Origin of the sequence: Acinetobacter pittii ANC 4050 (assembly GCF_000399685.1) — a bacterium.
Lineage (GTDB): Bacteria > Pseudomonadota > Gammaproteobacteria > Pseudomonadales > Moraxellaceae > Acinetobacter > Acinetobacter pittii_E.
This window is the reverse complement of record NZ_KB976987.1, coordinates 389,233-413,248: the sequence shown is the minus strand read 5'-3', so window position 1 is coordinate 413,248 and position 24,016 is coordinate 389,233. Positions and strand designations below refer to the sequence as shown.

The window sequence follows — 24,016 nt, the reverse complement described above, 5'->3', positions numbered from 1 at the left end:
TTTTTCAGCAGTTTTTTATGTCATATTGATTAAATACTTGTGGACATTTCATTTTGAGCTGCCTACATCCCATCATTTTTATTGTTTTGAACTACGATGAATACTAAACGTAATATCTATAAAGATGCTGAACATCCCTTTGCTCAATATGTCCGTATTTTAGGTAAGGGGAAAACCGGATCTCGCTCTTTAAGCTACGAAGAAGCCTATCAAGCATTTACCATGATTTTAAAAGGTGAAGTTTTAGATGTGCAGTTAGGCGCATTTTTAATGTTACTTCGGGTTAAAGAGGAATCTATTGAGGAACTTGCAGGATTCGTACAAGCGACCAAAGACCAGCTTCATTTTGAACCTCTAGACGTCGATTTAGACTGGTCATCTTATGCAGGTAAACGAAAACATTATCCATGGTTTTTGTTAGCCGCTCTTACACTTGCACAGCATGGTCATAAGATTGTTATGCATGGCGCGTCAGGTCATACGCTTAACCGTGTTTATACCGAGCAAGTTTTAGAATATCTTGGTTATCAAATTTGCCATTCTGAACAAGAAGTTCGCACTCAATTGGCAGAGCAAAATTTCGCTTACTTACCCTTAGAGGTAATTTCACCAGTTTTAAGCGAACTGATTTCTCTAAGAAATGTCATGGGATTACGTTCACCCATTCATACTTTAGCCCGATTAATTAATCCTTTTAATGCCAAGGCCACCTTACAAGCAATATTCCACCCCGCCTACAGAAGTTCCCACCAACATAGTGCATACCGCTTAGGCTATCAAAACAGCGCAGTCATTAAAGGTGAAGGTGGTGAGTTTGAACGAAATCCAGATGCCAAAACACTCATTTGTGGTATTAAAAATGGAGAACTCTATGAACATGAGTTGCCAAAGTTAACGCCAGAACGAAGCCCAATTGAAGAAGAGCTAGATTTAACTACATTTAAGGCAGTATGGCTTGGTCAGCAGCACCATGAATATGGGGAAATGGCAGTAATAGAAACCATCGGAATCGCGCTATATACCATGGGAGTTGTTGCTAGTTTTGAAGAGGCAATGGAGAAAGCAAAAGTATTATGGGAAACACGTAATTCAAGCGATCTTAACTCGTAGTTAGCAGACGCTATCGCGAAGGTCGACATGGATGTCGACCGTATCACTGCGATACATGGAAGTATCGTCAGTGATACAAAGGATTTTTGGTTACTTTTAATCCTTTAAAAGTAATAAAAGCCTATATGCTATAACTCATGAAAAATCATGGTATTCAATGCTATATGAAATAACCAAATCCACTTTCTTATTAAATCTTAAACAAAACGAATTGGTTTAAATTCAGGTTCATGCTTGTGATGATCGTCATCACACTCTTCACCTTCTTCTTTTGTTCCACGGTCAATATAACCACTACGCTGATCTTCTGGTAAGTTCTTTAACTCCCAAGCAATCACAGCTTGCATACAAGTCTCACGCTGCTCTTTTGTTAAAACAACGCCATTTGGCCATTTACCAATTTCTACTGCTGTTTTTAAACGCTCTACAATTTCAGGGTTTAAAACAGATAGCATTTGTTCAATATTCATGATTCATCTCTTTGAAAAGATTCAAAATCTTGGTTCCAACCAAGTTTGGTACGGCAGGCCATATAGAAATCATAACCTGGTGGATGCAATAAACTTAGTTTAAATGGATGTTTACGAATGTGTAAACTGTCTCCAACATTGAGCGAGACACTATGTTGTCCATCTGCACTCACCATTGGTAATACCCGATTTTCGCGAATAACGATTTTAATTTCGCTTTGACCACCGACTACGATAGGTCGTGATGACAATGTATGGGGATGCATTGGAACTAATGCAATAGCATCCATACTTGGATGTAAAATTGGTCCACCACCTGACAACGCATATGCCGTTGATCCAGTTGGAGTCGAAACAATTAAACCATCACTATGTTGGCGATAAACATACTGACCATCAATATTAAGCTCGAAGTCAATCATGTGTACCGATTTGCCCGAATGCAAAACGACATCGTTTAAGGCAATCGCATCATAAATCACTTCACCATTTGTTCTTACTTCCATTTCAAGTAAGAAACGACGGTCAAGCTGGAAATGTCCTTGAAGCACTTGGTCAAGTTTAAAAATAGCTTCGGAAGGTTTGATATCAGTTAAAAAACCTAATCGTCCGCGGTTAATACCAATTACAGGCGTATTGTAGCGAACTAAAGCTCTTGCAGCGTGGAGTAATGAACCATCACCGCCAACTACAATAACTAAATCAGCAACTTCACCCAATAAATGACGGCTTACTATCTGTGCATGATCATAAGGCACTAATTCAGCAGTTTCCTGATCAAAAATGGGGTTTAAGCCTAGGTTCAACAAATGATCATGAATTAAACATAGTGTTTCTACAACTGATGATTTATCTGGTCGACCGATTAACCCGACGTTTCTGAAGGACTTATGTGAAATTTGCACGAATGAGTAAGCTCCGCTGCGATACTTGCCTATAATAACATTAACCTGATTAATTTAAAAAAACATAACTACAAGATGCTGTAAAATTCAATCTAAGTTTTCCAATTATTCACAGTTTTATCATTGCAAATTGATGACAAGCTATCGCATCATTACAGGCATTGTTAGGGTTTTATCTCATTTTTATGAAGTTTGAACGTGGTATCGGTTTCTTTGCACTAATCTTTTCCATTTTGGTCATTGGTGCTTTTATTGCTCTTAGTATCTATCTGATTCGTTTAGATAATATTATCCGTGAAAAATTTGAAGGACAACGGTGGGATATTCCTGCCAAAGTGTTCGCACGACCTTTAGAAATTTATAACAATGCGCCTATTACCCAAGCAAATTTCACTCAAGAATTAAAACTTTTGGGTTACAAAGCTTCAAGTAATTATGACAAGTCTGGAACGTATGTTGCTCAAGGTAGCAATATGTATATCCACACGCGTGGTTTTGATTACGGCGATAGTGTTGAACCAGAACAGGTACTAGAGTTAAGTTTTGCAAATGATCAAGTTGCCGAGGTTCGCAGTACAAAGCCCTCTTCAACAGGTGTTGCACGATTAGAACCACTTCTTATTGGAGGAATCTATCCTCAACATAATGAAGACCGTGTTCTGATTAAACTGAATAAGGTTCCTAAACCACTCATTGAAGCTTTAATTTCAACAGAAGATCGTAATTTCTATCATCATCACGGAGTTTCAATTCGTGGTACTGCTCGTGCATTGGTGAGTAATATTACAGGCGGAAAGCGTCAAGGTGGTTCAACCCTAACTCAACAATTAGTTAAAAACTTCTACCTTACACCTGAACGCACCCTAAAACGTAAAGTTAATGAAGCATTAATGGCTTTGCTCATTGAGCTACATTACAGCAAAGATGAAATTTTAGAAGCTTATTTAAATGAAGTAAATTTGGGCCAAAATGGTAGCTACTCAATTAATGGCTATGGTTTGGCTTCACAATTTTATTTTGGTTTACCATTACGTGAACTCAATGTTTCACAACAAGCTTATTTAGTCGGTTTGGTACAAGGCCCTTCTTTATATAATCCTTGGAAAAACCCTGAAGGTGCGAAAAAACGCCGCGATACTGTGTTAAATAACATGCGTGTAATGGGTTATTTAACTCAATCAGAATATGAAGATGAAATTGCACGTCCTTTAAATGTGCTAAGTAAACCAAGTTTAGGTCCTGCAAAATTCCCAGACTTTTTAGATATTGTGCGTCGTCAATTACGTACTGAATATCAAGAAAGTGATTTAACTAATCAGGGTTTACGTATTTTTACGACTTTAGACCCAATTACTCAAACGCAAGTTCAAAATGCTTTTAAAGCTTCTGTAGATCGCTTGGCAAATAGTAATCCTTCACGTTTGAAAAATTTACAAGGTGCTGTACTGATTGCTCATCCTGAAAATGGCGAACTGGTTGCAGCAGTTGGCTCTACACAAGACTTTACTGGTTTCAACCGTGCGTTAGATGCAAAGCGTCAAGTCGGTTCTTTATTGAAACCTGTAATTTATTTAAGTGCTATTGAATCAGGACGCTATAACTGGGCAACCCAAATTGAAGACGCTCCAATTAGTGTTCCTGTAGATGGTGGTAAAAGCTGGACGCCTAAAAATTATAGTGGTGGCGGACATGGCATCGTAAGCTTGAGTGAAGCATTAGCAAACTCATATAACCTATCGGCTGTACGCTTGGGTCAAGAGTTTGGTTTATCTACTTTTACCAATAATTTAAGAAAATTTGGTGTCGAGTCAACAATTCCTGCCTACCCTTCTATTTTCCTTGGGGCAGTCAATATGTCACCAATGGAAGTATTGGGAATCTATGAGAACTTCGCTACAGGTGGTTTTAAATACCCAACACGTGCGATTCGATCTGTCGTAGATGCCAACGGCCGCCTACTTGATCGTTATGGCCTTAATGTTCAACAAACAATTGATCCATCTGTTGGCTATATCATGAATTATGGCCTACAACAGGTCATGTCTTCAGGTACGGGTCGCTCAGCTTATAACAGCTTATCTCCAGCTTTAAAATTGGCAGGTAAATCAGGTACGACTAACGATACACGTGACTCATGGTTTGCGGGTTACTCAGGTAATCACGTTGCTGTAGTTTGGTTAGGTTTAGATGACAACAAAGTAACAGGATTAACGGGTTCATCTGGTGCGTTGCCAGTATGGATTAATGTGATGAAACAATTACGTCAAACCCCTGTGAATCTACGTCAACCAGACACTGTACAGTGGCAGTGGATTGACCGTGCAACTGGTGATTTATCTGCTCAAGCTTGTGATGGTGCTATGTATATTCCAATGTTAACGCATACGGTTCCGCACCGCGCTACCCCGTGTGGAGCACCTTATTATCAAGTTGATCCAACATATACACCACAAAGTGATAACACAATTCCTGAATCTCAGGATGATAATACCGACAGTTATATTCGTGAAAGTGAAAACCAGATGGAACAAGATCTGGCAAACAACACGCATGTAATATCGAGTGGTAGTTATAACAACTAAGCGTTAACAGGAAATTAGGATATGTTGAAGAAAGGTGTTTTTTATATTGGTGCTGTTCTTATGGTTGGCTGTACAACTTTGCCTGATCATTCTGACTCCAAACAGAAAACACCTACTCCTCCTGTTAAAAAGACGGAAACTCCATCAGGCGTAAAAATTACGCCTTATGACCATCCGGAAATTCAACGCAAAAATTTACAGGTGATTGTTCCTCAGCAAAAAAAGCCTCAACATTTTAGTGATGATGGCAGCCAGCTACCGGCATTTAAAGTGTTAATGCAAAAAACGCAGCAGGCTTATAAAAACCAGCAATGGTCAGAGGCTGAGCGCTATGCACTTCAAGCACAGCGTTTAGCACCGCAAGCAGCTGAGACTTATTTATTTCTTGCACTTACGGCAAATCATAAACAACAATATTCTAATGCTGATTCTTTAGCACGACGTGGTTTGAGCTTTGCCCAAAGTCAGCCAATGAAAAAGCAGCTTTGGTTGGTCATCTTAAAAGCTGGTCAACAACGCAATAATCAAAAAACTGTTCAAGAAGCACAGCAAGCATTAAAAGCCCTTTAGCTTTTAATGCTTATTTATTTTCTCATTAGAAATTACGAATACCCGCTAAGCCATATGCACCATGCTGCTGTGCAGTGGCTAAATCGTCCGGATGCACTCCTCCTAATGCAAAAACCGGAATCTGGCTATTTTGAGCCAGATCACTAAAACGTTCCCAACCTAATGCTACAGCTTCTGGATGAGTCGTTGTTGGTTTTACAGGACTAATAAAAACAGCATCACAACCAATCTGCTGAGCCTGTTTTAAAGAAACCGCATCATGACAAGCGGCAATATATCGCACCCCCACTGTTAAATCGCCTTTATGCAAATTCATGAGTTGAGATTGTTTTAAATGAACGGTCTTAATCTGTTTTTGTAATTCAGGACTTAATTGCTGCCACATAGCGATATTAATAATTAAATTTGATCGTTGCCCTTCATCTAAAGCAGTTAATTGCTCTATATACTGCGGCTCAAATTCTTCGATACGCCAGTACAATAAAGCATCACTGCTTTCTACTGTTGAAAGCGTATTGCTAATTTTGATGAGATGAGGCCAATAGAGTCGTTTTATGATGTTTTTATTGGCTTTAGGGAAGTTTAAATGAAATAGCTGATCACGTGTGTACCATGCCCATGGTTGGTGAATAAGATTTAATAACTCATCAGGTACATAACTATGGAACAAATGAAGGTTGACGATAATGTCATCATATTCATGGTGAATATAATCAAACTGATGCCAATCTTTTAAACCAATACCCACCTCTTCATAAATTTCACGGCGGCAGGCTTCTTCTGGAGTTTCACCCTGCTCAACCTTTCCTCCGGGAAACTCATGCTTTCCGCCTTGATGTTGCTCTTCTTGGCGCCATCCAACTAATATTCTTCCACGATGAATTAAGATAGCTATTGCGACATCAACAATCGGTTTGGGCATTTTTCTATTCTCTAAAACTTTTCTCAAGTGTAAGCAAATTTTATCATTTTATAAAATCTTAAAAATCTCATTGACAGATCTATTCGATAATGATTATCATTTAAATCGTTCAAGAACATACCACGGAGCACAACAAATGAACGCACCTTTTAGCTTATTTACTCGTAACAATGACACAGCTCACGCCTTACCAATGTTACATTCTAACAACCTATTTGCATTAGGCCGTGAAATCCGCATTATGCATGCTGGCGAGGAATATCGTTTACGCCTCACTCGCAACAATCGTCTAATTTTAACTAAATAAAAAATACACTCGCGTTTCAATAATATTCGTGGGAAAACAAAAAATGGATAGCATGGGTAACCATGCTATTTTTTATGAAGGAAGAATAATCTCTGCCCTCAGACCACCTTGTTCGGCATGCATAAAATGTAATGTGCCATTATGCAATTCAATAATTTTTCGCGTAATTGAAATTCCTAACCCAGAACCTTGCTGCTGAGTACCGAGTACCCGAAAAAAACGCTGCCCTAATCGTAGCAACACCTCATCATCCACCCCATTTCCCGTGTCTTCAATTGACACCTTAATTTGCTGTTCATGACGACCAATCTCAACATGAATAGAGCCTAAATTCGGGCTATAACGAATGGCGTTATCAAATAAATTTCTAAAAGCAATAAATAGTAATTCTTCATTTGCAAACGTTTTAGTTTCTGTCGATAAAGTATTTGTCTCTATCAACATCTGTTTAGCTTTCGCATCTAAATCTACAGTTTCAATAACTCTTGCCAGTAAGTAATTTAAATCGATAACTGTCTTAGGAAGTTGTGGCTGCTCAGCTTCATTCGGTTCCAAACGAGCAAGCAGGAGTAAATTTTCAAGTATCTTTGTACTTCTAGAAACGTCTTCTTGTATACGTTCAAAATCTTGATGAAGCTCCGGAAGATGCTGGTATTTACGCTGTAAAACTTGAAGACGCATTTGTATGGCGGATAACGGAGAACGTAGCTCATGCGAAGCATCTGCGGTAAAACGCTGTTCAGCAACGAGAGCCCTTTGCAATCTTGCAAGCAACTGATTTAAAGCATCTATAACAGGTTGAATCTCTGTAATAACATCTGGCTCTTGAATTGGTTCTAAATTTGATGCAGTTTTTTGAGCAATCCGCTTCGAAAGTAAATTTAGTGCAGCCAATTGATGCTCGGTACGCCAACTTACAATCACCCATTGTAATAACCAAAACAACACCATAAGACCGCTATATCCGGCAAGTGCTTTAAGTACCTCTTCAACACGTGTACTCATTGGTTGAAAAACTTCAACTTGTAGTTGAGAGTCTTCTTGTTGTGCAGCCAGACTACGCCATAATTGACCATCAAACCAAAAATATGAGAATCCTTCTGACAAGTTACCCTGTTCAAAAAGTTCATGCTGATAGCTATGAGAATGAGTCAATACTTGACCTGTGTTTAATAACTCATACTGAATATCAAATTCATCACTCAGCTCATCAAACTGTTTCATGGAGTGTCCAGAAAGGTCAGAAACCAGCAAAGTATCTGAAATTTCATCCATGATTTCGTCTTGTACTGACATGTTGTGATAGATCGAAAATATAGTGAGTAAACTTAAAGCCAACAGCCCCACCACAACGCTACTCCACATTGTGGTTTTAACCAGTTGTGACTGCAAAGATGAGCGATTCGATTTCATTTTAAATCTCCCATACGGTAGCCTAGCCCCCGTATGGTTTTAATACTGCTACTTCCAATTTTTTTTCGAAGCTGATAAATAAATACTTCAATCGCGTTACTTTCAATTTCTTCACCCCATGCATAGAGTGCTTCTTCTAATTGATCACGGGTAATAATATGCTCGGGATGTACCATAAGCTTACGTAATATCTGAAATTCTTTTGCCGTTAAATCGATAGACTTTCCAGCACTTAATACAACTTTTGCTTGTGTGTCGAGTTGTAGGTCACCCCATGTTAAGATGGATTGCTGACTCAAAGTTTGTTTACGTAATTGAGCGCGGATGCGAGCCGATAACTCTTCTAAACTAAAAGGCTTAACCAAATAATCATTTGCGCCTAAATCTAGCCCCTCTACCCGATCATGAATGCTGTCACGTGCAGTAATAAAAATAACAGGAACATTTTTTTGTTTATGGCGAATGGTCGTTAAAACTTTTTCACCAGCCAGTTGAGGTAGCCCCCGATCAAGTAAAATACAGTCATAGTCATGCTGTTCGATTGCCGTAAGTGCATAGTCACCTCTTTCAACCCAATCTACTTGATAACCGTCTAACTCTAACCATGATTGAATGCTTTCAGCTTGAGAGCGATCATCTTCTGCAAGCAAAATTCTCATCTATTTTTCCTGTTATATCCTGATTTGATCTTGCCAAGCCTTTATAAAAAAAGCAAAGCCGCATGATTTAAATGCGGCTAAAAGTAGTAGATCTACAGACTCATGAATTAAAACTGAACTTGATCCACATCAATTTCTACACGTTTTAAAGGTTTATAATCAATGTCTACTTCACCAATTAAAGTTACATTTGTATTGGCTGAAATAGGACGACCTTGCCAAAGTTCATCATCTACATCAATTGTAATGCTACCTGTCTTATCAAGAAATTGATATTTTTCATCACCTAAAGACTTCACAACCTGACCATGTAATTTGATCGGTGTATTGTCTTTTGAAGTTAATGCCTGTTTGACCGTGGTGACAGTTGCTGGAGCAATTGCAGCTTGATTTACTGGTGTATTCGCTACAACTACGCCAGCAGCAGTCATACCAGCAGTCATCAATATTACTTTAAGCATATTCATATTATTACCCTCTGTTTATGGTTCCCTCTAGGGATAAAGCAATTAAATCAAGCATAAATGAGGTGAATCTTAAGAAAAATTTAATTTAATGGCACAACCCGCAATACCTCTTCTAATGTCGTAAGCCCTTCAATCACCTTACGGGCCCCAGCAATTCTTAAAGGTTCTATACCTTCTTTTTTAGTTTGAGTTCTCAAATCATTTAACGTCCCATGACTGCTAATAAGATGCTTAAGCTCAAGACTGACTGGCATAAATTCATAAATACCGACTCGCCCTTTATAACCCGTATGACGACATTCTTCACAGCCTACTGCCTGATAAACTGTTTCAGGCATTTCCATAATATAGTCAAATGTTAGGTGTTCCCACTCGGTCTCATTAATATAAGTTTGTTGTTTACAGTGCGGGCAAAGCTGTCGTACTAAACGCTGTGCAAGAACACCTAAAATTGTTGCAGCAGTCAGAAATGGTTGTACACCCAAATCATGCAAACGAGTCAAACTAGACGGCGCATCATTGGTATGTAAAGTTGATAACACCAAATGACCTGTGAGTGCCGCCTGAATGGCCATATTCGCCGTGTCTTGGTCACGAATTTCACCAATCATAATAATGTCTGGGTCTTGTCGCATCAGCGCACGCACGCCATCAGCAAAGCCTAATTCAATTGCATTATTGACCTGCATTTGGTTAAAACTAGGCTCTAACATTTCAATCGGGTCTTCAATGGTACATACATTGACCTGCTCAGTTGCGAGCTGTTTCAAAGAAGAATATAGCGTAGTTGTTTTACCTGAACCTGTAGGACCGGTAACCAAAATAATGCCGTGACTATTTTTTGTTAATTGCTGCCACTGTTGTAATAAACGCTCCTCAAAGCCCAATTGCTGAAAAGAACGCACCAGCACATCTGGATCGAAAATACGCATAACCAATTTTTCACCAAATGCTGTTGGCAAAGTTGATAAACGTAATTCCGTTTCTTGACCTTTGGGTGTACGAGTTTTTAATCGACCATCTTGCGGTTTACGTTTTTCCGCTACATTCAAACGTCCTAAAATTTTAATCCGAGAAATCACGGCGGTCAGTGTATTTGAAGGCATGTTATAAATGGTGTGCAAAACCCCATCAATACGGAACCGGACTTTACCGTTATCTTTACGCGGTTCCATGTGAATATCACTGGCACTCTGCTCAAATGCAAACTGTAAAATCCAGTCGACCAATTTCACAATATGCTGATCATTAGCATCTGGGTTTTGACTATCACCAAGCTGCAAAAGCGCTTCAACATTTTTACTGTCACGGTCATGAGCTGCATCTTTTTGAGCCGAGTTTACTGCGCGACTCACCTGATAATATTCTCGCAAATAACGCTGTAACTGTTCGGGATTAAGCAGTACCCGTTCAATTTTTTTAGGCGCTAGACTTCGTTCAAGGTTATTGAGCCAATCTGTTTGAAATGGTTGATCTGTTCCAATCACGATTCGGTCAGCATGAATTTCAACAGCTAGAATATGATTGCGAATGGCAAACTCTTGTGACATAACCTGTGTTAAAGCACTGACATCGGCCTTTAAAGGATCGATCACAAATAAAGGAAGCTGAACCCGATCTGCAAACCATAAACATAAGCGATTTAAACTTAAATGAGCGTGTGTATACTGCTGATCTTTTAAATTAAAATGTGCAATCCACTGTAAAGGGTGCCACTTTAACTGGTCTTTTTGGCGGTGACTTGTCTGTACCAGTAATTTATCTCGTTCTGTTATACGGCCTTCTTGTAATAGTTGTTCTAGACACCAATACGTGTCTATTTCTACATGTGCATTCATGCGTTATCCCCAATATATTTTTATAATATAACAGAGATATTTTAGGTTTAAATATCCTTTAACATCAGTTAATTAAACCACTTCTCATCTTAATATTTTTTTGTGGCACAGGTCATATTTATAGAAATATTTTCTATCTAGTTTTATCTAAAAAAAGACACTATGCTCACTATAATAAAAAGCATAAACTGAACATGAATACATGATTTTAAAATGATTCAAATCTACATATAACAATAAGCAAAGAGGAAGTAATATGGAACTTCCAATGACAATGTCATTACAAACAACATCATTTGAAGAATTTATTACGGTGATTGCTGCTGCGCTCGGTTGTGGTTTATTAATTGGGTTAGAACGTGAACGAAGCAAGCTTAAACATGAATATAAAACCTTTGCCGGATTCCGATCTTTTGCCATTAGTGCATTACTTGGAGCGATTTGTTTTTTATTTGGCACTGAAATTGGAATTGTAGGCGCCCTTCTCATTGGGGCTATTAGTATCGTTTCCCTCAAAAATCAGCCGAATGACCCAGGTGTGACCACAGAACTCGCCTTTATTATGACTTATTTCATTGGGGCAATTTGCATTTGGAATATTTCGCTCGCTGCTGGCTTAGCTGTGATCATGACGATTATTTTATTTGCAAAGCAGTCTATGCATGGCATTGCAAGTCAGTGGATTACCGAATCGGAATTGCGTGATGGCATTTTTCTACTTGCCTTACTGTTAATTGCTCTACCTTTAGTACCCAATAAACCCTTTTGGGGTCCAGTTTTAAATCCGCATGTGATTTTAAAGTTACTGACTTTGATCTTATTTGTACAGGCCCTCGCTCATATTGCGAAGCGACTACTCTCCTCAAAAAATGCTTTATTGCTTTCTTCTTTAGCTTCTGGATTTGTTTCTAGTACAGCGACGATTGCCAGTTTAGGTTTAGAAGTACGCTCTGGCAAAGCCAATGCAACGACAAATGCAGGTGCTGCCTTAATGTCCTGTGTTTCAACACTGATTCAAACTTTAATTATTGTGATCGGCATTAGCTTTGCTTGGTTTAAGCTAATTATATTTCCTACACTTATTGCATTAGTAGTTTTATCAGTATGGGCCTTTATTTTATTACGTAAAGCAGAGCCTAGTACGGCTTCGCCCGAGCTTGACTCAAGAATGTTCAGCTTAAAAGAAGCCATTATTATTGCAGGTACACTTACCCTTGTTCAGGCAGGTGTTTATGGTTTAAGTCTATCTTTAGGCGATGCAGGATTAATCGCAGGTACTCTGCTTGCATCTTTGTTTGAAATACATGCAGCAATTGCGGCAGTTATTGTGCAAGGTGAGCCTGATAGTGCACATATGACACCTTTACTCATTGCCTTTTTAGGAGGTTTCGCAGTTCATGCACTTGCCAAAAGTGTGAACTCCGCAATTTCAGGTGGGCTTCACTATGCACTTGCTTTCGTTCCCGCCCAACTCATTCATATGGCTATTTTTATTAGTTTACTTTGGCTCAACATCCATTGGTTTTAAAAAATTTCTATTGTGCAAGCGAAGAACTCTTTACTACATCAACCACAGTAACTACAAATTGATCGACCTTAAAATGAATATCAAAGTTTGAAAATTTCATTTTATAGATTCGTTCAGCGTCTTCTTGATAGGCTGGTCGAGGATCTAAAGCTAAGACTTGCTCAAGTTCATCAATGTATTGAGAATTCATTTCATTATTTTGCAAAAAATATTTTTGTGCTGTTAATGCAGCCTCCCCCCAAATGACTGACTTCCGTTCTGGTTCTGCATGGGCATAACCACTTTGTGCATCGCTAATTGAATCAGAATATTGAATATAAGGCTTAATATCTAAAATTGGAGTGCCATTTAATAAATCGCTTCCTGTGATATAGACGCGGACAGCCTTCCCCACTTTTTCCACTTTATTAAGTTTTACGACTGAAAGACCTATAGGAGAAGGTCTATACATGCTACGTGTAGCAAATACGCCTATTTTTTCATTGCCCCCTAAACGTGGCGGACGAACCTGTGGACGAAATTTATCGGCACTCCCCTGATTTTTATTATCATGAAACTGCCAAACTAACCAGAGATGACTGAACTGCTCAATTCCCTCAAATGCTAGCAAGTCGTTATATGGTTCTACCATGTCAATATAAGACTCAATATTGACCAAATTAGGCTGGCGTGGAATACCAAATTTTTCACGATAAGGAGAACACATGTAGCCAATTATGGGGAAGGTGACAGAGTTGATCATCACTTTTTCTTATAAACACAATTAAATATATTCAGTTTATCGGGAATGAAATTAGATTAGAATAGCAATCTGTTTTCTTTTAATCGTGATCGAGACCTTTAATGGCTGCTTTTAACGTTGAACGCATTACTCATGTTCACCACTGGAATGACACTCTTTTCAGTTTTAAAACTACACGCGACACCAGCTTACGTTTTAAAAATGGTCAGTTCGTAATGATCGGACTTGAAGTGAATGGCAAACCGTTAATGCGTGCATATTCGATTGCAAGTGCAAACTACGAAGAAGAGTTAGAGTTCTTCTCAATTAAAGTACAAGACGGTCCTTTAACTTCGATTTTGCAAAAAGTACAAGTTGGCGATGAAATTTTAGTTTCTAGAAAACCAACAGGTACTTTGGTTCATGATGATCTTTTACCAGGTAAAAACTTATACCTTTTATCTTCTGGTACTGGTCTTGCACCATTCTTATCAATTATTCGTGACCCAGAAACTTACGAACGCTTTGAAAAAGTAATCGTTGTTCATGGTACACGCTATATTTCTGAATTAGCTTATCAAGATCTTATCTTGAATGAATTGCCAAACCATGAATTCTTTGAAGAGCTAGGCATTAAAGACAAACTTGTTTACTACCCTACAGTAACTCGTGAGCCTTTCCACACTCAAGGCCGTGTAACAACTGCAATTGAAACTGGCGCTTTATTTGAAAAAATTGGTTTACCACGCTTCAACCGTGAAACTGACCGCGCAATGCTTTGTGGTAGCCCTGCATTCTTGAAAGATGTTGCTGCATTACTTGACCAACATGGTTTAGTTGAATCACCTCGTATGGGTGAAATGGGCGACTACGTGATTGAACGTGCGTTCGTAGAAAAATAATTTTTTCTAGAAATAAAAAACCGAGGCAAAGCCCTCGGTTTTTTTATGTCTGTTTAGAGAAATTTAAGATGCTAAATTTACTCGGCTCATCTATTTCTTAAAAAGTCTAGAGAAGATCAAGCTAAAGGCACTGATCCTTCTAAATAACTATGCAGATCAATGTTTAAATTAAACGAATAAATAGCTGAGACCACATAGCTAGTGATAAAATCAATTTATCAGTTCAGTTTGATTTACTGGTAATTTTGTACCAAAAAAATTAAACAATCGTTAAAACTGCCAAACCATTTCAACATTTCATGTAGATTGATTAAAACTCATTCTGGCGCAGCTTCCCATGTCTTATCTTTATTTAGCAATTGCGATTGCTTGTGAAGTCATTGCAACTTCAGCTTTAAAAGCATCTCAAGGTTTTACTGTTCCTATTCCATCCATCATTACAGTGGTGGGCTATGCAATTGCTTTTTATTTATTGTCCCTGACTTTAAAAACAATTCCGATGGGGATTGCATATGCCATTTGGTCAGGTGCAGGTATTATTTTAATTTCCGCAATTGGCTGGATATTTTACAAACAGCATTTAGACTTGGCAGCGTGCATTGGTCTTACTTTAATGATCACGGGTATTATCATTATTAATGTGTTTTCTAAAAACACTCATCTTTAAACTATAACTAAAACAACCGAGTAAGATGCAAATCCTTGTTTAAAAAAATTCACCTTACTCGGTATGAATAACTTATTTCAAACTACCCGTCAAAAATTGCTTTAAACGCTCACTTTTCGGATTGTTGAGTACTTCATCAGGATGACCTTGTTCCTCAATTTTCCCCTGATGCAAAAAAATCACTTGATTAGATACATTGCGCGCAAAGCCCATTTCATGTGTGACCACAATCATGGTACGCCCTTCTTCCGCCAAGCCTTGCATGACTTTAAGTACTTCACCTACCAACTCTGGGTCAAGTGCACTGGTTGGCTCATCAAACAGCATCACTTCTGGTTCCATAGCCAAAGCACGAGCAATTGCTACACGTTGCTGCTGACCACCAGATAAAAATGTCGGATATTTACTTTCAACACTTTCAGGTAATCCTACTTTACGTAAATATTTGCGTGCACGCTCTTCAGCCTCAGCACGTTTTACCCCGAGTACATGAATTGGTCCTTCAATGACATTTTCCAGTACTGTCATGTGTGACCACAAATTAAAATGCTGAAACACCATCATGAGCTGGGTACGCATTTTTTGTAGTTGCTTTGGGTCAACGACTTTTAAATTGCCTTTTTTATCAAAGACTGTGCGTAGTTTTTCACCATTAAGTTTAATAGTGCCATTACTTGGTTGTTCCAAGAAGTTAATACAACGCAGCAAGGTACTTTTACCTGAACCAGATGAACCAATGATACTAATGACATCACCAGCATTTGCATCAAGTGATATTCCTTTTAGTACTTCATGATCGCCAAATGTCTTATGTAAATCGCGAATCACTAGTTTTGCAACGTGTTCCATTTATGTCTCCTAATGATTCGATGGTTTTAAAAATGCCAACCAACGTTTTTCGAGCCGACGAAATATCCAAATCAAAATAAATGCCAATACTGCATACAACACCGCGGCAATCCCAAAAGCATTGAAGGTGTCATAGGTTGCCGCATTCACATCACGCGCAATTTTCAAAATGTCAGGAACTGTTGCTGTAAATGCAATAGTTGTCGCATGTAACATTAAAATGACTTCATTGCCATAAAATGGTAAAGCACGGCGTAACATCGACGGGATGATAATACGGGTATAACGTTTCCATTTCGACATACCGAAAGCTTGTGCAGCCTCTATCTCGCCATGTGGAATAGAACGGATCGCTCCAGCGAAGATTTCAGTGGTATATGCACTAGTATTGAGCGCAAATGCCAAAATGGTACAATTTATGCCTTCTCTAAAAAATGCATCGAGTGTCTGATGTTCATGGATGTAATCAAAGCTGTAAATGCCTGAGTAAATAATCAGTAGCTGGATGTACAGTGGTGTGCCACGAAAAACGTAGGTAAACAACCAGACTGGACCACGCAACCAAAGATTTTCTGATACACGTGCAAGCGATAAAGGCACAGCAAGCACAAACCCAATACCAATAGATAACACCAATAACCAAGTAGTCATCGCTACCCCAGTCATTTGTAGGCCATCGGTCCAAAGGTATGCCTGCCAATATTGTTGAAGGATTTCAATCATAATTGTCCCTTCCTCACACCAGCAGAATAACGACGTTCAAGCCACATTAAAATCAGGTTCGACACTGTGGTAATTGCCAAATAGATCGCAGCAGCCACGATACTGAAAAAGAACAATTGCATGGTATTTCTACCCGCATCTTGTGAAATTTTTACAATATCAGTCAGACCAATAATTGAAACCAGTGCGGTTGCCTTAATCAAAACTTGCCAGTTATTACCAATACCCGGTAACGCAAAACGCATCATTTGAGGGAATAATACTCGGTGAAAAACCTGCCAAGGAGTCATACCATAGGCCATTGCTGCTTCAATTTGTCCTCTTGGGACCGATTGAAATGCACCACGAAAGGTCTCGGTAAAATATGCACCATAAATGAACGCTAAAGTAATCACACCAGCCACAAACGGGTTGATATCAATTTGCTCCATTTGCAGTGCTTCAGTAATTTGGTTTAGGCCCAACTGCAAGCTATAAAATAACAACAGCATAATGACCAAATCAGGCACACTACGGATGAGTGTGGTATAGGCTGTCGCAATGTAACGTAAGATTTTAATATTAGAGAGTTTTGAGCTCGCACCAATTAAGCCAATAATCACAGAAAGCAAAAGTGACAACAGCGCAAGCTGTATGGTCATCCATGTACCGCTGAGAAGGAGTGGCCCATAGCCAGAAAAAAACATGACTCCTCTTCTCCTTAAAAACAATATCTAATATTGATAAGATGAGAATAGATCTAAAAATGTCGGCTTAAAGCCGACATTTTTCACATCATTAGTAAATGCTAAAGGAGAAATATTTTTTCTCGAGTTTCTTATATGTGCCATCTGCAATGATTGCAGCTATTGCTTTATTAATGTTGGCTTTCAAATCTGCATCTTCTTTGCGTAAGCCAATCGCCGCGCCCACCCCAAGTGTTTTTGCATCAACCACATTGCCACCAACAAAACCGAAGTTTTTGCCTTTTGGTTGTTTTAAGAAAGCACCATCAACCATAATTGCATCTTGTAAGGTTGCATCCAAACGTCCTGACATCATGTCTTGGTAAATCAAATCTTGGACTGGGTAAGGTACAACAGTTACACCTTTTGGTGCCCAATAGGTTTTAGCATAAGTTTCTTGAATTGTGCCCTGTTGTACGCCCACACGTTTACCCTTCAATGATGCAGCGGTCGGTAATAACGGTGAACCTTTTTTTGCAACCATACGTGTTGGCGTATTGTAGATTTTGCTAGTAAATGCAATTTGTTTCGCACGTTCATCCGTGACTGTCATTGATGAAAGAATGCCATCAAACTTTTTCGCTTTAAGTGCCGGAATCATCCCGTCAAAAGAGTTCTCAACCCAAACACATTTGGCTTTGAGTTTTGCACAAATAGCATTCCCTAAATCAACATCAAAACCAGTTAACTTGCCATCTGGTGTTTTATATTCAAATGGTGCATAAGACGACTCAGTACCAAAACGAATCACCTTCCAATCCTTTGCTTGAACATTCGTCGCAACAGCAGCCAAAACTAAAGTTGTTGAAACGAATATTTTTTTCATAAAGCTTGCCATCTTGAAGCTTCTCCTTAAAATCCCAATAAGGTGATAAAAACTTGAGTATTTCTAACTTACTCTTCTGCCGAAATAATTGCAATTTCTATACCATAAATTAAGGATTTATGAAGATGACTAAACCGTGGATTGTATTAACTGATTAATTGTTGAAAAATCACTCAAAATATGAAGCTAATTTTTGAGTGCATAGGCTTCTGCCATATTCTCATTTTCGACCAATGTCCGAATGGTATATTCGTGGTTATGCTCTTTTGCACTGGCAAATTCACATTTTTGATCCAATGACATTGAACAACCACTTAATAGATGGCAACCCGCAAATAATTCAGCTACCCAATCTACAAACACACGAACTTTGGGTGACAAATGTCGATTCTGTAAATAAACAACAGAAATTGGCATTGGTGCTGGACGCCACTCTGTAAGAACCTCTTTCAAAGCTCCCGACTCCAGATGGTCGGCAACCATGAAACGTGGACACTGAATTAAACCAAAACCTTGAACTGCAAGCCCCACATATGAATCACCATCGTTGACAGAAACGCGTCCTTTCACACCTACGCTATGAATCTCACCATCCACCATAAAATCCCAGTCGATATTACGTCCGGTACGGCTGTTAAAGTAATGCACGACTTGATGTTGCTTTAAGTCATCAATAGTTTTTGGTTCACCATGCTCTGCCAAATAACGGGGTGCAGCAACCGTCACACACTGAATTGTTCCGATACGACGTGCAACCAAACTTGAATCTTTCAACTGACCAATACGGATGACACAGTCCACCGCATCTTGTACCAAATCGACTGGGCGATCACTCATTCCAATTACCAAATCAATATCTGGATAACGTGTATGGAAGTCACAGAGCATTGGAATTAAGATCATGCGCCCAATCGAAGCTTTAACATCAATACGCAGTCGGCCTCTTGGTCCACGTTCCGAATCATGAAAGTTTGATTCTACGTCTTCGACATCGGCTAAAATTCGTGATGTACGCTCATAATAAACTGCCCCATCTGGTGTCAAACTAAGTTTACGGGTGGTTCGGTTAAGCAACCTAACTTGTAAATGTTTCTCTAAACCCTGGATGGTTGTCGTCACAGAAGCACGCGGTAAACCCAAACTATCAGCTGCTAAACTGAAACTATTTGTTTCGACAACTTTATTGAATACTCTCATGGCATGAAATAGATCCACACGCACACTCCTATTAATGCGTTTTATTTAACTCAAACACATCAATTATTATAAAAATACGAATAGTGTTATCAAATTTAATATATTTATTCGTGATTGACAAACTTTTATGCTCCGTCCATCCCATAAACCCTGTTTCTCCCATACGGACCAAAACTAAAAGTCTGAAAACAGGTATCCAAATAACTAGGAGCACCTCATGTCATTTTCCCGCAAACAGTTCACACTGTCTGCCCTCTTTGTTGCCATTTTAGCAACAGGAGGCAGTTTTATGTTTTTACATGAAAATGCCGATGCAAAAGCTGCACTGACCGCTGCCCAACAAGCTGCTACTGTTGATATCGCCCCTGTAGTGAGTAAAACCATTACCGATTGGCAAGAATATTCCGGGCGTTTAGAGGCGATTGATCAAGTCGATATTCGGCCTCAAGTTTCAGGAAAACTCATTGCCGTACATTTCAAAGATGGCAGTCTGGTTAGAAAAGGCGACTTACTTTTTACAATCGACCCGCGTCCTTTCGAAGCAGAACTCAATCGTGCCCAAGCTCAACTCGCTTCGGCTGAAGCACAAGTCACTTATACGGGTTCTAACTTATTCCGTATTCAACGTTTAATCCAAAGTAATGCTGTCTCACGTCAAGAGCTAGATTTAGCCGAAAATGATGCACGCTCAGCCAATGCCAACCTGCAAGCTGCTAGAGCTGCCGTTCAATCTGCACGTTTAAATCTTGAGTACACCCGCATTACTGCACCAGTCAGCGGCCGAATTTCACGAGCCGAAGTCACCGTCGGCAATGTAATTTCTGCAGGTAACGGAGCACAGGTTTTAACAAGTTTAGTATCTGTATCTCGCCTTTATGCATCTTTCGATGTTGATGAACAAACCTATCTGAAATACATCAGCAACCAGCGTAATTCAGCACAAGTTCCTGTTTATATGGGACTTGCCAATGAAACAGGCTTTACTCGTGAAGGTACGATCAATTCAATCGACAATAATCTAGATGCAACCTCGGGAACAATCCGTGTTCGCGCGACCTTTGACAATCCAAACGGAGTTTTATTACCGGGCTTATATGCACGAATCCGTTTAGGCGGGGGCCAACCTCGTTCAGCAATTTTAATTAGCCCAACCGCAATTGGGGTCGATCAAGATAAACGCTTTGTCGTGGTCGTTGATGCTAAAAACCAGACTGCTTACCGTGAAGTAAAAATCGGAACGCAGCAAGATGGTTTGCAAATCGTGAATAGCGGATTACAAGCAGGTGACCGTATTGTGGTGAATGGTTTACAGCGGATTCGTCCGGGTGACCCTATTACGCCACATCTCGTTCCTATGCCTAACGCACAAATCACAGCTAATAGCACTATGACTCAACCTCAGCCAACAGATAAAACATCAACTCCGGCAAAAGGTTAATCGCATATGAATATCTCTAAATTTTTTATTGATCGGCCGATCTTTGCTGGTGTTTTATCAGTATTGATTTTACTCGCCGGTCTGCTTTCGGTGTTTAAACTACCGATTTCTGAATATCCGGAAGTTGTTCCCCCATCTGTGGTGGTTCGCGCTCAATATCCGGGTGCAAACCCGAAAGTAATTGCTGAAACTGTTGCTTCTCCGCTTGAAGAATCGATCAACGGCGTTGAAGACATGCTGTACATGCAATCTCAAGCAAACAGCGACGGTAATCTAACCATTACGGTGAATTTTAAGCTCGGTATTGACCCAGATAAAGCTCAACAACTGGTTCAAAACCGTGTATCTCAGGCCATGCCTCGTTTACCTGAAGATGTACAACGTTTAGGTGTCACGACTTTAAAAAGCTCACCAACATTAACCATGGTTGTGCATCTAACCTCACCAGATAGTCGCTATGACATGACCTACTTACGTAACTATGCAGTATTGAACGTGAAAGACCGTTTAGCGCGTTTACAAGGTGTAGGTGAAGTCGGTTTATTTGGTTCGGGTGACTACGCGATGCGTGTGTGGCTCGACCCACAAAAAGTGGCACAGCGTAACCTCACAGCAACCGAAATTGTGACTGCAATCCGTGAACAAAACATTCAGGTAGCAGCGGGTACAATCGGTGCATCACCAAGTAATTCACCCTTACAGCTCTCAGTCAATGCTCAAGGTCGTTTAACCACTGAGCAAGAATTTGCCGATATTATTTTAAAAACTGCTCCAGATGGTGCTGTTACCCGATTGGGTGATGTAGCTCGTGTTGAACTCGCAGCTTCACAATATGGTTTGCGTTCATTGCTTGATAATAAACAAGCAGTCGCGATTCCAATTTTCCAAGCACCTGGTGCCAATGCATTGCAAGTTTCCGATCAAGTGCGCGACACGATGAAGGAGCTTTCAAAAGATTTCCCATCTTCAATTAAATACGACATTGTGTACGACCCGACTCAGTTCGTACGTGCCAGTATTAAAGCGGTCGTTCATACCTTACTTGAAGCAATTGCACTGGTTGTTGTTGTTGTAATTTTATTCTTGCAAACATGGCGTGCCTCAATTATTCCATTGCTTGCCGTACCGGTTTCAATTATTGGTACATTCGCGCTCATGCTTGCTTTTGGTTACTCAATCAATGCACTGTCACTATTCGGGATGGTACTTGCCATCGGGATTGTGGTCGATGACGCGATTGTCGTCGTCGAAAATGTCGAGAGGAATATTGAAGCAGGTTTAAGCCCAAGAGATGCAACTTATCGCGCCATGCGAGAAGTGAGTGGACCGATTATTGCGATTGCCCTAACACTCGTTGCAGTATTCGTACCTCTTGCTTTTATGACAGGCTTAACAGGGCAATTTTATAAACAATTTGCCATGACCATTGCCATTTCAACAGTCATTTCGGCATTTAACTCACTTACTCTATCTCCTGCGCTAGCAGCCATGTTGCTTAAAGGACATGACGCTAAACCTGATGCATTAACACGCATTATGAACCGCGTATTTGGACGTTTCTTTGCGCTGTTTAATCGTGTATTTACACGTACCTCAGATCGTTATGGTAAAGGTGTGAGTCGTGTCATCTCACACAAAGCTTCAGCAATGGGCGTCTATGCAGCACTTTTAGGTTTAACCGTTGGGATTTCCTACATTGTTCCGGGTGGTTTCGTTCCCGCTCAGGACAAACAATATTTGATTAGCTTTGCTCAACTGCCAAATGGTGCGTCATTAGATCGTACCGAAGCTGTCATCCGTAAAATGAGTGATACAGCTCTTAAACAACCTGGTGTAGAAAGTGCTGTTGCCTTCCCGGGCCTCTCAATTAACGGTTTTACCAACAGCTCAAGCGCCGGTATTGTCTTTGTAACCTTAAAGCCATTTGATGAACGTAAGGCCAAAGACTTATCTGCCAATGCAATTGCTGGTGCACTCAATCAGAAATATTCAGCTATTCAAGATGCCTATATTGCAGTTTTCCCACCGCCACCAGTGATGGGCTTAGGTACCATGGGCGGCTTTAAACTCCAACTTGAAGACCGAGGTGCCTTAGGCTATTCAGCCTTGAATGATGCTGCACAGAACTTTATGAAAGCAGCACAATCAGCCCCTGAACTTGGTCCAATGTTCTCAAGTTATCAAATTAACGTACCTCAACTGAACGTAGATCTAGACCGTGTAAAAGCTAAACAGCAAGGTGTTGCTGTAACAGATGTTTTCAACACCATGCAGATTTATTTAGGTTCTCAGTACGTCAACGACTTTAACCGCTTTGGACGTGTTTATCAGGTTCGAGCACAAGCCGATGCCCCTTTCCGTGCTAACCCTGAAGATATTTTGCAGCTTAAAACCCGTAACAGTGCAGGGCAAATGGTACCGTTATCTTCACTGGTAAATGTAACTCAAACTTACGGTCCTGAAATGGTGGTGCGTTACAACGGCTATACCTCAGCAGATATTAACGGCGGCCCTGCACCGGGTTATTCATCTAGCCAAGCGGAAGCTGTGGTTGAACGTATTGCCGCGCAGACTCTGCCACGTGGTATCAAGTTTGAATGGACAGATTTAACTTACCAAAAAATCTTGGCTGGTAACGCAGGACTTTGGGTATTCCCAATTAGCGTATTGCTCGTGTTCTTGGTGCTAGCTGCTCAATATGAAAGTCTAACTTTGCCTTTAGCTGTAATTTTAATTGTACCAATGGGGATTTTGGCAGCTCTGACGGGTGTTTGGCTGACAGGTGGAGATAACAACATCTTTACCCAAATTGGTCTGATGGTACTGGTCGGACTGGCCTGTAAAAATGCCATCTTAATTGTCGAATTTGCGCGGGAACTCGAAATGCAAGGTGCAACTGCCTTTAAAGCAGCTGTTGAAGCAAGTCGACTACGTTTACGTCCAATTCTAATGACTTCTATTGCATTCATTATGGGTGTCGTACCGCTGGTTACCTCAACTGGTGCAGGGTCTGAAATGCGCCATGCCATGGGTATTGCCGTGTTCTTCGGCATGATTGGTGTAACGTTGTTTGGTTTATTCCTGACTCCTGCCTTTTATGTGCTGATTCGTACCCTGAACAGTAAACATAAATTGCATTCGGCAGCCGTTCATGAAGCGCCTTTATCTACCCCACATGATCATTAAGGAGGATATTT

The 24,016-nt window shown here is 39.9% G+C and carries 22 protein-coding genes; 9 read left to right on the top strand and 13 right to left on the bottom strand.

Annotated features, from left to right (window positions below; all coding sequences use genetic code 11):
• Window positions 1-96: 96 nt before the first annotated feature.
• Window positions 97-1,110 carry a glycosyl transferase family protein gene (locus F931_RS05855; protein ID WP_016140489.1) on the top strand — a complete coding sequence of 338 codons (1,014 nt, stop codon included), beginning with the start codon at window positions 97-99 and terminating at the stop codon, window positions 1,108-1,110.
• 197 nt (window positions 1,111-1,307) lie between these two features.
• On the opposite strand, the gene F931_RS05850 is transcribed toward F931_RS05855, so the two are convergent.
• Window positions 1,308-1,580 carry a YeaC family protein gene (locus tag F931_RS05850; protein WP_002118245.1) on the bottom strand — a complete coding sequence of 91 codons (273 nt, stop codon included), beginning with the start codon at window positions 1,578-1,580 and terminating at the stop codon, window positions 1,308-1,310.
• A complete protein-coding gene (locus F931_RS05845; protein WP_005073476.1) occupies window positions 1,577-2,485 on the bottom strand; it encodes an NAD(+) kinase in 909 nt (302 codons plus the stop codon). Before F931_RS05845 ends, F931_RS05850 begins: the two co-directional genes overlap by 4 nt.
• A gap of 185 nt (window positions 2,486-2,670) precedes the next feature.
• Between F931_RS05845 and mrcB the strand changes: the two genes are divergently transcribed.
• Both mrcB and F931_RS05835 read left to right on the top strand, forming a co-directional pair.
• Entirely contained in the window at window positions 2,671-5,067 is a 2,397-nt protein-coding gene (gene mrcB / locus F931_RS05840) for a penicillin-binding protein 1B (RefSeq protein WP_016140488.1), read from the top strand.
• 21 nt (window positions 5,068-5,088) lie between these two features.
• Window positions 5,089-5,637: a hypothetical protein gene (locus F931_RS05835; protein WP_016140487.1), complete on the top strand. Its 549-nt coding sequence runs from the start codon at window positions 5,089-5,091 to the stop codon at window positions 5,635-5,637.
• Window positions 5,638-5,662: 25 nt separating this feature from the next.
• Here F931_RS05835 and F931_RS05830 read toward each other — a convergent pair whose 3' ends face one another.
• Entirely contained in the window at window positions 5,663-6,559 is an 897-nt protein-coding gene (locus F931_RS05830; RefSeq protein WP_016140486.1) for an NUDIX domain-containing protein, read from the bottom strand.
• 136 nt (window positions 6,560-6,695) lie between these two features.
• Here F931_RS05830 and hemP point away from each other — a divergent pair, with 136 nt between their 5' ends.
• A complete protein-coding gene (gene hemP, locus F931_RS05825) occupies window positions 6,696-6,866 on the top strand; it encodes a hemin uptake protein HemP (RefSeq protein ID WP_002118129.1) in 171 nt (56 codons plus the stop codon).
• Between the two features lie 72 nt (window positions 6,867-6,938).
• Here the strand turns inward: hemP and qseC are convergent, their stop codons facing one another.
• From qseC to F931_RS05805, 4 genes are all read right to left on the bottom strand, one after another.
• Window positions 6,939-8,279 (bottom strand): sensor histidine kinase, encoded by a 1,341-nt coding sequence (qseC, locus tag F931_RS05820; RefSeq protein WP_016140485.1) that lies wholly within the window; start codon window positions 8,277-8,279, stop codon window positions 6,939-6,941.
• Window positions 8,276-8,938, bottom strand: coding sequence for a response regulator transcription factor (qseB, locus tag F931_RS05815; protein WP_005073466.1), 663 nt, complete (start codon window positions 8,936-8,938; stop codon window positions 8,276-8,278). The genes qseC and qseB overlap by 4 nt, the downstream gene beginning before the upstream one ends.
• Window positions 8,939-9,045: 107 nt before the next feature.
• Window positions 9,046-9,405, bottom strand: coding sequence for a NirD/YgiW/YdeI family stress tolerance protein (locus F931_RS05810; protein ID WP_016140484.1), 360 nt, complete (start codon window positions 9,403-9,405; stop codon window positions 9,046-9,048).
• 80 nt (window positions 9,406-9,485) lie between these two features.
• Entirely contained in the window at window positions 9,486-11,243 is a 1,758-nt protein-coding gene (locus F931_RS05805; RefSeq protein ID WP_016140483.1) for a type IV pilus assembly ATPase TfpB, read from the bottom strand.
• A 256-nt stretch (window positions 11,244-11,499) separates the two neighbouring features.
• Between F931_RS05805 and F931_RS05800 the strand changes: the two genes are divergently transcribed.
• Entirely contained in the window at window positions 11,500-12,771 is a 1,272-nt protein-coding gene (locus F931_RS05800) for an MgtC/SapB family protein (RefSeq protein ID WP_016140482.1), read from the top strand.
• 7 nt (window positions 12,772-12,778) lie between these two features.
• Here F931_RS05800 and tsaA read toward each other — a convergent pair whose 3' ends face one another.
• Window positions 12,779-13,513: a tRNA (N6-threonylcarbamoyladenosine(37)-N6)-methyltransferase TrmO gene (tsaA, locus tag F931_RS05795; RefSeq protein WP_080649437.1), complete on the bottom strand. Its 735-nt coding sequence runs from the start codon at window positions 13,511-13,513 to the stop codon at window positions 12,779-12,781.
• Window positions 13,514-13,614: 101 nt separating this feature from the next.
• Between tsaA and F931_RS05790 the strand changes: the two genes are divergently transcribed.
• Both F931_RS05790 and abeS read left to right on the top strand, forming a co-directional pair.
• Window positions 13,615-14,394, top strand: coding sequence for a ferredoxin--NADP reductase (locus F931_RS05790; RefSeq protein ID WP_016140480.1), 780 nt, complete (start codon window positions 13,615-13,617; stop codon window positions 14,392-14,394).
• A 337-nt stretch (window positions 14,395-14,731) separates the two neighbouring features.
• Window positions 14,732-15,061 carry a multidrug efflux SMR transporter AbeS gene (gene abeS, locus F931_RS05785; RefSeq protein ID WP_016140479.1) on the top strand — a complete coding sequence of 110 codons (330 nt, stop codon included), beginning with the start codon at window positions 14,732-14,734 and terminating at the stop codon, window positions 15,059-15,061.
• 72 nt (window positions 15,062-15,133) lie between these two features.
• Here the strand turns inward: abeS and hisP are convergent, their stop codons facing one another.
• The 5 genes from hisP to F931_RS05760 form a co-directional block, all read right to left on the bottom strand.
• Window positions 15,134-15,910 (bottom strand): ABC transporter ATP-binding protein, encoded by a 777-nt coding sequence (gene hisP, locus F931_RS05780; RefSeq protein ID WP_016140478.1) that lies wholly within the window; start codon window positions 15,908-15,910, stop codon window positions 15,134-15,136.
• 9 nt (window positions 15,911-15,919) lie between these two features.
• Entirely contained in the window at window positions 15,920-16,633 is a 714-nt protein-coding gene (hisM, locus tag F931_RS05775) for an ABC transporter permease (protein WP_016140477.1), read from the bottom strand.
• Window positions 16,630-17,319 (bottom strand): ABC transporter permease, encoded by a 690-nt coding sequence (gene hisQ, locus F931_RS05770; RefSeq protein ID WP_016140476.1) that lies wholly within the window; start codon window positions 17,317-17,319, stop codon window positions 16,630-16,632. Before hisQ ends, hisM begins: the two co-directional genes overlap by 4 nt.
• A gap of 91 nt (window positions 17,320-17,410) precedes the next feature.
• Window positions 17,411-18,196, bottom strand: coding sequence for an ABC transporter substrate-binding protein (gene argT, locus F931_RS05765; RefSeq protein WP_016140475.1), 786 nt, complete (start codon window positions 18,194-18,196; stop codon window positions 17,411-17,413).
• A gap of 174 nt (window positions 18,197-18,370) precedes the next feature.
• The gene (locus tag F931_RS05760) at window positions 18,371-19,399 is read right to left on the bottom strand and encodes a LysR family transcriptional regulator (RefSeq protein ID WP_016140474.1); all 1,029 of its coding nucleotides are present in this window, start codon (window positions 19,397-19,399) and stop codon (window positions 18,371-18,373) included.
• A 199-nt stretch (window positions 19,400-19,598) separates the two neighbouring features.
• Between F931_RS05760 and adeF the strand changes: the two genes are divergently transcribed.
• Window positions 19,599-20,819, top strand: coding sequence for a multidrug efflux RND transporter periplasmic adaptor subunit AdeF (gene adeF, locus F931_RS05755; protein WP_016140473.1), 1,221 nt, complete (start codon window positions 19,599-19,601; stop codon window positions 20,817-20,819).
• Window positions 20,820-20,825: 6 nt separating this feature from the next.
• The gene (adeG, locus tag F931_RS05750) at window positions 20,826-24,005 is read left to right on the top strand and encodes a multidrug efflux RND transporter permease subunit AdeG (RefSeq protein ID WP_016140472.1); all 3,180 of its coding nucleotides are present in this window, start codon (window positions 20,826-20,828) and stop codon (window positions 24,003-24,005) included.
• Window positions 24,006-24,016 lie beyond the last annotated feature (11 nt).

Excerpts from the sequence above, each read along its gene's own strand:
- F931_RS05790 (WP_016140480.1), top strand. The coding sequence starts at position 13,615 with ATGGCTGCTTTTAACGTTGAACGCATTACTCATGTTCACCACTGGAAT.
- adeG (WP_016140472.1), top strand. The coding sequence starts at position 20,826 with ATGAATATCTCTAAATTTTTTATTGATCGGCCGATCTTTGCTGGTGTT.
- qseB (WP_005073466.1), bottom strand. The coding sequence starts at position 8,938 with ATGAGAATTTTGCTTGCAGAAGATGATCGCTCTCAAGCTGAAAGCATT.
- F931_RS05800 (WP_016140482.1), top strand. The coding sequence starts at position 11,500 with ATGGAACTTCCAATGACAATGTCATTACAAACAACATCATTTGAAGAA.
- hemP (WP_002118129.1), top strand. The coding sequence starts at position 6,696 with ATGAACGCACCTTTTAGCTTATTTACTCGTAACAATGACACAGCTCAC.
- hisP (WP_016140478.1), bottom strand. The coding sequence starts at position 15,910 with ATGGAACACGTTGCAAAACTAGTGATTCGCGATTTACATAAGACATTT.
- adeF (WP_016140473.1), top strand. The coding sequence starts at position 19,599 with ATGTCATTTTCCCGCAAACAGTTCACACTGTCTGCCCTCTTTGTTGCC.
- F931_RS05830 (WP_016140486.1), bottom strand. The coding sequence starts at position 6,559 with ATGCCCAAACCGATTGTTGATGTCGCAATAGCTATCTTAATTCATCGT.
- F931_RS05850 (WP_002118245.1), bottom strand. The coding sequence starts at position 1,580 with ATGAATATTGAACAAATGCTATCTGTTTTAAACCCTGAAATTGTAGAG.
- qseC (WP_016140485.1), bottom strand. The coding sequence starts at position 8,279 with ATGAAATCGAATCGCTCATCTTTGCAGTCACAACTGGTTAAAACCACA.
- abeS (WP_016140479.1), top strand. The coding sequence starts at position 14,732 with ATGTCTTATCTTTATTTAGCAATTGCGATTGCTTGTGAAGTCATTGCA.
- F931_RS05810 (WP_016140484.1), bottom strand. The coding sequence starts at position 9,405 with ATGAATATGCTTAAAGTAATATTGATGACTGCTGGTATGACTGCTGCT.
- hisM (WP_016140477.1), bottom strand. The coding sequence starts at position 16,633 with ATGATTGAAATCCTTCAACAATATTGGCAGGCATACCTTTGGACCGAT.
- argT (WP_016140475.1), bottom strand. The coding sequence starts at position 18,196 with ATGGCAAGCTTTATGAAAAAAATATTCGTTTCAACAACTTTAGTTTTG.
- mrcB (WP_016140488.1), top strand. The coding sequence starts at position 2,671 with ATGAAGTTTGAACGTGGTATCGGTTTCTTTGCACTAATCTTTTCCATT.
- F931_RS05835 (WP_016140487.1), top strand. The coding sequence starts at position 5,089 with ATGTTGAAGAAAGGTGTTTTTTATATTGGTGCTGTTCTTATGGTTGGC.
- F931_RS05805 (WP_016140483.1), bottom strand. The coding sequence starts at position 11,243 with ATGAATGCACATGTAGAAATAGACACGTATTGGTGTCTAGAACAACTA.
- F931_RS05855 (WP_016140489.1), top strand. The coding sequence starts at position 97 with ATGAATACTAAACGTAATATCTATAAAGATGCTGAACATCCCTTTGCT.
- tsaA (WP_080649437.1), bottom strand. The coding sequence starts at position 13,513 with ATGATCAACTCTGTCACCTTCCCCATAATTGGCTACATGTGTTCTCCT.
- hisQ (WP_016140476.1), bottom strand. The coding sequence starts at position 17,319 with ATGTTTTTTTCTGGCTATGGGCCACTCCTTCTCAGCGGTACATGGATG.